General features: G+C 70.6%; 8 protein-coding genes. All 8 read right to left on the bottom strand.

All coding sequences use genetic code 11. The features are described 5' to 3' along the window. Positions 1 to 158: 158 nt before the first annotated feature. Positions 159 to 965, bottom strand: a complete 807-nt coding sequence (locus tag NON22_RS18595) for a DUF4198 domain-containing protein (protein WP_257388451.1) — start codon at positions 963 to 965, stop codon at positions 159 to 161. 109 nt (positions 966 to 1074) lie between these two features. Beyond that, positions 1075 to 1608, bottom strand: coding sequence for a DUF2271 domain-containing protein (locus NON22_RS18600; protein WP_425508002.1), 534 nt, complete (start codon positions 1606 to 1608; stop codon positions 1075 to 1077). 16 nt (positions 1609 to 1624) lie between these two features. Beyond that, positions 1625 to 2245 carry a PepSY-associated TM helix domain-containing protein gene (locus NON22_RS18605; RefSeq protein ID WP_257388453.1) on the bottom strand — a complete coding sequence of 207 codons (621 nt, stop codon included), beginning with the start codon at positions 2243 to 2245 and terminating at the stop codon, positions 1625 to 1627. 317 nt (positions 2246 to 2562) lie between these two features. Then, positions 2563 to 2886 carry a non-heme iron oxygenase ferredoxin subunit gene (locus NON22_RS18610; RefSeq protein WP_257388455.1) on the bottom strand — a complete coding sequence of 108 codons (324 nt, stop codon included), beginning with the start codon at positions 2884 to 2886 and terminating at the stop codon, positions 2563 to 2565. 8 nt (positions 2887 to 2894) lie between these two features. Beyond that, complete coding sequence (locus tag NON22_RS18615) at positions 2895 to 3449, bottom strand: GNAT family N-acetyltransferase (RefSeq protein WP_257388456.1); 555 nt, start codon at positions 3447 to 3449, stop codon at positions 2895 to 2897. After that, the gene (gene sufU, locus NON22_RS18620; protein WP_257388457.1) at positions 3446 to 3886 is read right to left on the bottom strand and encodes a Fe-S cluster assembly sulfur transfer protein SufU; all 441 of its coding nucleotides are present in this window, start codon (positions 3884 to 3886) and stop codon (positions 3446 to 3448) included. The genes NON22_RS18615 and sufU overlap by 4 nt, the downstream gene beginning before the upstream one ends. A 1-nt stretch (position 3887) precedes the next feature. Next, positions 3888 to 5114, bottom strand: a complete 1227-nt coding sequence (locus tag NON22_RS18625) for a cysteine desulfurase (RefSeq protein ID WP_257388458.1) — start codon at positions 5112 to 5114, stop codon at positions 3888 to 3890. Continuing rightward, the coding region (sufD, locus tag NON22_RS18630) for a Fe-S cluster assembly protein SufD (RefSeq protein WP_257388459.1) at positions 5111 to 6409 on the bottom strand (1299 nt) is incomplete at its 5' end. The genes NON22_RS18625 and sufD, both read right to left, overlap by 4 nt.

Below are 6409 nucleotides of genomic sequence, written 5' to 3' on the forward strand. Positions count from 1 at the left end.
AGACCTTGACCGACCAGGTCGTGCCCATGCTGCCGCCGCTCCACGCGCGCACGGGCCAGCGCAGCAGGCCGCGCGGCAGCACGCGGCGTGCGAGCGCGGCGGGGCTCAAGCGCGGGCTCCGCCGCAAACGGCGCCGGGACGACGACGGACTCGCACGCTTACGGCGCCAGCACCTCGAAGGTCGCGACGTAGCTCGCACGCCGCGACGTAGCCCTCGGTACCGTGACGTTCTTGTCCTGCAGCGCGGCTTCGAGCCAGTACATGCCCGCCGCCGGCCAGGTCACGCTGATCTCGCCGTTCTTGTCGGTCTTCAGCGCGATCTCGTTCTGCGCGTTGCGCCAGCGGCTGCCGCCCGGAACGATCTCGACGGCGAGATCCGCGGCCGGCCTGCCGTCGAGCAGGAAGCGGAACTTGGCCGCCTCGCCGGCGAACAGGTCGTTCGGATGGGTCAGCGGCAGGAGTTCCAGCCCCTTGCCCGTGAGCTTCAGCGCCGTGTCGTTCGGCGCACCGGCCGTTGCGAAGGTCTCGACGCGGCCGGCGGACTGAGTGATCTCGACGTTCTTCGCGTCGGCCGGAATGTCCTTGGCCAGGTCCTCGGCCTTGCCGCGCCAGCGCTTCTTCTCGCCGTTGAGCTCGTAGCTCGCGAACAGGCCGCTGTTGACCAGCGCGAGCTTGTAGGTGCCGGGCTTGTCCAGGTGCAGGTCGAAGCTCGAACGGAATTTGCCGGTGAACGGATTCTCCGGCGCCGGCGCGCTGCCGTCGGGCGCGGTGATCTCGAGATTGTCCAGGCGCAGCGGCACGTGGTTGAAGTAGAACAGGTCGTTGGAGACGGCCGCATCGACCGTGATCCACTGGTCCTGGGTCAGCACGGTGGCCGAGGGCAGCAGCCAGGATTTGTGCGCGTGGGCCGCGGCGGCGGCGAACAGGCCGAGAGCGAGGACGGCGAGGGGACGCAGAGCTTTCATCGGTTTCTCCGTAGCGGTTCAGTGCGGCGCGGCCCCGGGACCACGCCGGTACGACTCAGGGATGTTGCGGCCGGATCGCACGCGGACAGCGGCACGATCCGCACCGCGCTCACGGCGCGAGATCGATCGAGACCTTGCCGATTTCCGTCTCGCCCTTCGTGTCGGCGTGCTGCGCCTGGGCCGGCGGCCAGTCGAACGGAATGCGCACGAGTTCGCGGCCGCCGACTTCGCGCGCGGCTTCGACGACGAGCGCGTACTTGCCGGGCTTCAGCGCGGCGAGCTGCGGCTGCTTGTCGTCGAAATTCAGGGTGTGCACGCCGGCCGGACGCGTCGCGCCGCTGACGCCGTCGATCGGCAGGCTCGCGCTGCGGCCGCTGCGGCGCCACCACTGGCGCAGGTCCGCGAGCCATTTCGAGCCGTGCTCCTGCTTGCCGGTCGCCGCGTCCTTGCCGCCCTTCTGCTGATACCAGACGGCCAGATTCGTCGCGACGCTGTTGTCCGGCCGCTCGACCCAGACCGCGACGTAGGGCCGGTGGTATTCGGCGACGTCGAGCTTGGGAATTTCGACGCCGACGTTCAGGCCGGCGGCATTGGCGCCGCCGGCGACCAGCGCGGCCAATGCGGCGAAGAGTTTCTGTCGCAGTTGCATGACTACCTCGTCAATGAATGAACAGCAGGATGAGCAGCAGCGGAACCACGAGACCCAGCACGACGGTCGGCCAGGTCGCCGGACGCCGCGGCGCGTGCAGTTGCAGCAGCAGGAGGCCGGTGATCGCGAACACGAGACAGGCCAGCGCGAACACATCGATGAACCAGGTCCACACCGGCCCGGTGTTGCGCCCCTTGTGCAGGTCGTTGAGCCAGGCGATCCAGCCGCGGTCGGTGCGCTCGTACTCGACGGCGCCGCTGGCCAGATCGACGCTGGCCCAGGCGTCGCCGCCGGCGCGCGGCAGCGACAGGTAGATCTCGCTCGCACTCCACTCGGCCTCGGCGCCGGCGACCTGCAGGCCCAGCGCATCGGCGAACCAGCCGGCGAGTTCGGCATCGACCGGCTTGCGGCCTTCGCCGCCGCGCGCGGCCAAGGTCTCGCGCAAGGCTGGCGGCAAGCTCGCCTGGCGGTTGCTGACCACCGGCGCCGCGCCGATCTGGCTCGCATGGTTCAAGGTGATGCCGGTGAAGGCGAACAGGATCAGGCCGATCAGACAGACCGCCGAGGAGATCCAATGCCACTGATGCAGCGTCTTGAGCCACCAGGCGCGGCGTTGCGGATCGTGGGCCATGGAAATCGGATGCCGGCATCAGCGGACGCGCCGGGCATCGGCGCAAGGGCCCCGATTACATCACAAATGAGAATCAGTCTCAATCAGAGACGCGGGCCCGCCGTCGGCCGCCGCAAGCCCGCGGGCGAACCGCCACGTCGAGGTGTACACGCAGCAACAGCGCGATCGAAGGAACCTCATGCACCGCGTCCGACCGCTTCGACAACGCGCATTGCCGGAGACCTCGAGCGCTGTGCCGCCGCTTCGACGACGGCATTTCGCACCGGAGACAGCGCCGCGTTGCGGTTCGCCCCGCGGGCTTGCCGCAACCGGCCGGCTCAGTCCCAGCGGTCGTCGCGCGTGAACACCGCGCCGTCCTCGACCTTGACCGGGAATTTCGCGATCGGCTCGTAGGCCGGCGGGCATAGCACGGCGCCGGTACGCAGGTCGAAGCGCGCGCCGTGGCGCACGCATTCGATCGCGTAGCCGTCGACGGGACCGCCGGCGAGCTCGCCGCCGTCATGCGTGCAGACGTCCTCGACTGCATAGAGCTCGCCGTCGATGTTGAACACGGCGATCGCGACGTCGCCGTCCCAGGCAATGCGGTATTCGCCGGGCAGCAGCTCGGCCGTGGCGCAGACGCGGATCCAGGAGAAGTTCATGCGCGCGCTCAGAGCGGCTTGGCCAGCACTTCGAACTGCAGGTCGTCGCGCTTGGGAATGCCGAAGCGCGCGTCGCCGTACGGGAACGGCTTGAGCACGCCGGTGCGCACGTAGCCGCGGCGCTCGTACCAGGCGATCAGGCTGTCGCGGATCGTGATGACGGTCATCTGCATCTCGCTGCAGTTCCATTCCTCGCGCGCGACGCGCTCGGCCTCGGCCAGCACGAAGCGGCCTACGCCGCTGCCCTGCTGCGCCGGATCGACCGCGAACATGCCGAAGTAGCCGATCGCGCGGCCGTCCTGCTGCAGGCGCTCGATGTGGCAGCAGCACAGCAGCACGCCGTCACGCTCGGCCAGCAGCACGCGGCTGTGGCCGCGGCCGATCAGCTCGGCGACCGACGCCGGATCGGTACGCTGGCCGTCGAGGAAATCGGCCTCGGTGGTCCAGCCCTGCTTGCTCGCGTCCCCGCGGTAGGCGGACTCGACGAGCGCGACGATCGCGTCGACGTCGGCCGCGGTCGCGGCGCGGAAGGTCACGGGAGCCGGATCGGCGACTGCTTTCATGTAGGGTCCTTCTCGGTGGTTGTGCGGGGCGTGCCGGCCAGTGCCGCAGCCAATGCCGCCCAGGGCAGCAGCGCGCATTTGCGCCGCGCAGGATAGCTCGCGAGCTCGGCCAGCGCTGCGAGGTCGCCGAGGGCCGGATCGGCCTCGCCGCCGGCGATCAGCGCGGCGAAGGCCTGCTGCAGCGGCGCGACCGCGTCGACCGCGAGGCCGAGCACGCGCTCGCCGAGCAGCGAGGCCGTCGCCGTCGCGATCGCGCAGCATTCGCCGCGGAACGCGTAGTCGACGATGTGGTCCTGCTCGACGCGCAGTTCCAGGCGCAGCGAATCGCCGCAGAGCGCGTTGACGCCGTCGCAGGCGTGCGAGGGCGCGGCCAGGTGGCCGCGGCGGCGCGGCGCGCGATGGTGATCCAGAACGATGTCGCGATAGAGCGCGCTCACGTCAGGCCAGCAGGCGGCGGACCTTGTCGAGCGCGCGCACGAAGGCGTCGACTTCCTCGCGCGTGTTGTAGAACGACAGCGACGCGCGCGCCGTGGCCGGCACGCCGAAGAACTGCATCAGCGGATGCGCGCAATGATGGCCCGAACGCACGGCCACGCCTTCGTGGTCGAGCAGGGTCGCGACGTCGTGCGCGTGCACGCCCTCGATCAGGAACGACAGCACGGCCGCCTTGTGCGGCGCGCGGCCGAACAGGCGCAGGCCCGGCACGCTCTGCAGCGCCCGCGTGGCATAGGCCAGCAGCCCGGCCTCGTAGGCCTGGATGCGCTCGAGGCCGACACTCTGCACGTAGTCGATTGCCGCGCCGAGGCCGATGAAGCCGGCGATGTTCGGCGTGCCGGCCTCGAACTTGTGCGGCGGATCGGCGAACACGGTGCCGTCGAAGCTGACCGTGCGGATCATCTCGCCGCCGCCGAAGAACGGCGGCATGGCCTGCAGATGCTCGCGCCGCGCCCACAACGCGCCGGTGCCCGTAGGTCCGAACAGCTTGTGCCCGGTCATCGCGTAGAAATCGCAGCCGATCGCCTGCACGTCGACACGCTGGTGCGGACAGGCCTGCGAGCCGTCGACGAGCAGCGGCACACCGCGCGCGCGGCAGAGTCTGGCGATCTCGGCGACCGGATTGACCGTGCCGATCACGTTGGACACGTGCGCCACGCCGGCGAGCTTGACCTTCGGCGTCAGCATCGCCTCGAAGCGGTCGAGCTGCAGCACGCCGTCGGCGTCGACCGGCGCGGCCTTGACGGTCGCGCCGGTGCGTGCGGCGACGAGCTGCCACGGCACGATGTTCGCGTGATGTTCCATCTGCGTGACGAGGATCTCGTCGCCGGGCTGCAGCCGCGGCAGCGCATAGCTGTAGGCGACCAGATTGATGGCCTGGGTCGTGCCGCTCGTGAGCACGAGCTGGTCGCGGCCGCCGGCATTCAGGAACGCGGCGAGCTTGTCGCGCGCGCCTTCGTAGGCGGCCGTCGCCTGCTCGCCGAGGCTGTGCACTGCGCGCGCGACGTTCGCGGCGTAGTCGCGGTAGTAGCCGTCGACCGCGTCGATGACGGCCTGCGGTTTCTGCGCCGTGTTCGCGTTGTCGAAGTAGATCAGCGGCTTGTCGTGGACGCGGCGCGCGAGCAGCGGGAAATCGGCGCGATAGCGCAGCGGATCGAAGTCGGCGCTCATGCGGCCACCTGCGGCAGGCGCGCGCTCAGCAGCGCGTCGACGCGCTCGCGCAAGGCATCCTGCCCGATGCCGTCCAGCGCGACGCGGCAGAACGCCAAGGTCAGCAAGGTACGCGCGGCGGACTCGGACAGCCCGCGCGAGCGCAGGTAGAACAGCGCAGCCTCGTCGAGCTGGCCGACCGTCGCGCCGTGGGCCGCCTGCACTTCGTCGGCATGGATCTCGAGTACGGGCTGGGTGTCGATCTCGGCATTGGCCGACAGCAGCAGGTTCTTGTTCGACAGCTGCGCGGCCGTGCCGTCGGCGCCGGCGCGGATCAGGATGCCGCCGTGGAACACGACGCGGCCGCGGTCGGCGCCGAGGCCGCGCCAGGTGAGCTCGCACGCAGTGTCGCGCGCGACGTGGTCGATGTTCAGTCGCGTGTCGAGATGGCGGCGTCCGTCGGCGAGCAACACGCCGCCGGCCGCGACGCGGCCCCGATGCCCCAGCAGCGCGATGTTGAGCTCGTGCCGCGACAGGCCGGCGCCGAGTTCCAGGTCCGTACGGTGGTAGTCGGCGTCGCTGCCGAGCACCGCGTCGGAGCGCGTCAGCACGGTCGCGCCGGCGTCCTCGTTCTGCACGCGCACGTGATCGAGCCGCGCGCCGCGGCGCAGGTGCACGTGCGCGAGGCTGTTGACGAGATGCGCCTGCGGCGACGCGGCAAGCTGGTATTCGCAGAACGTCAGCCGCGCGCCTTCGCCGAGCTCGACGCAGTGGCGCAGATGCACCGCATGATCGCCGCCGGCCGCGACGCCGAGCAGGACCAGCGCGACGGGCTGCGCGCACTCCACGCCGGCCGCGACGCGCAGCAGCAGGCCGTCCAGCGCGAACGCGGCGTTGAGCCGCGCGAAGGTCTCGTCGGCGGCCTCGAAGCGGCGCCCGAGGAATTCGACCTCGCGGATGTCGCCGCGCGCGAGCGCCTGCGACAGCGGCATCAGGCTGACGCCGTCGGGCAGTCCGTCGAGCAGCGACAGCTGCGGGGCGAACACGCCGTTGACGAAGACGAGGCGCGCCACGGAATGCTCGGACAATTCCTTCAGCACCTGCATCCAGGCCGACGGAAATTCTTTCTTGAGTGTGGCGGCCGTGTACTCGCTGAAGACCGCATCGACCTCGGCCACGCCCGGCAGCGGCGAGAACGTGCGCCGCTCCAATGCGCGCAGCGAGGTATGCCGCCAGCGTTCGGCGCGCGCGCCGGGCAGGCCGTCGGCGAGCGCGGCGGCCAGGCTCGCGCGGCGCGCGTCGCCGAGCCGGCCGGC

This window comes from Tahibacter caeni (assembly GCF_024609805.1).
GTDB classification, from domain to species: Bacteria; Pseudomonadota; Gammaproteobacteria; order Xanthomonadales; family Rhodanobacteraceae; genus Tahibacter; species Tahibacter caeni.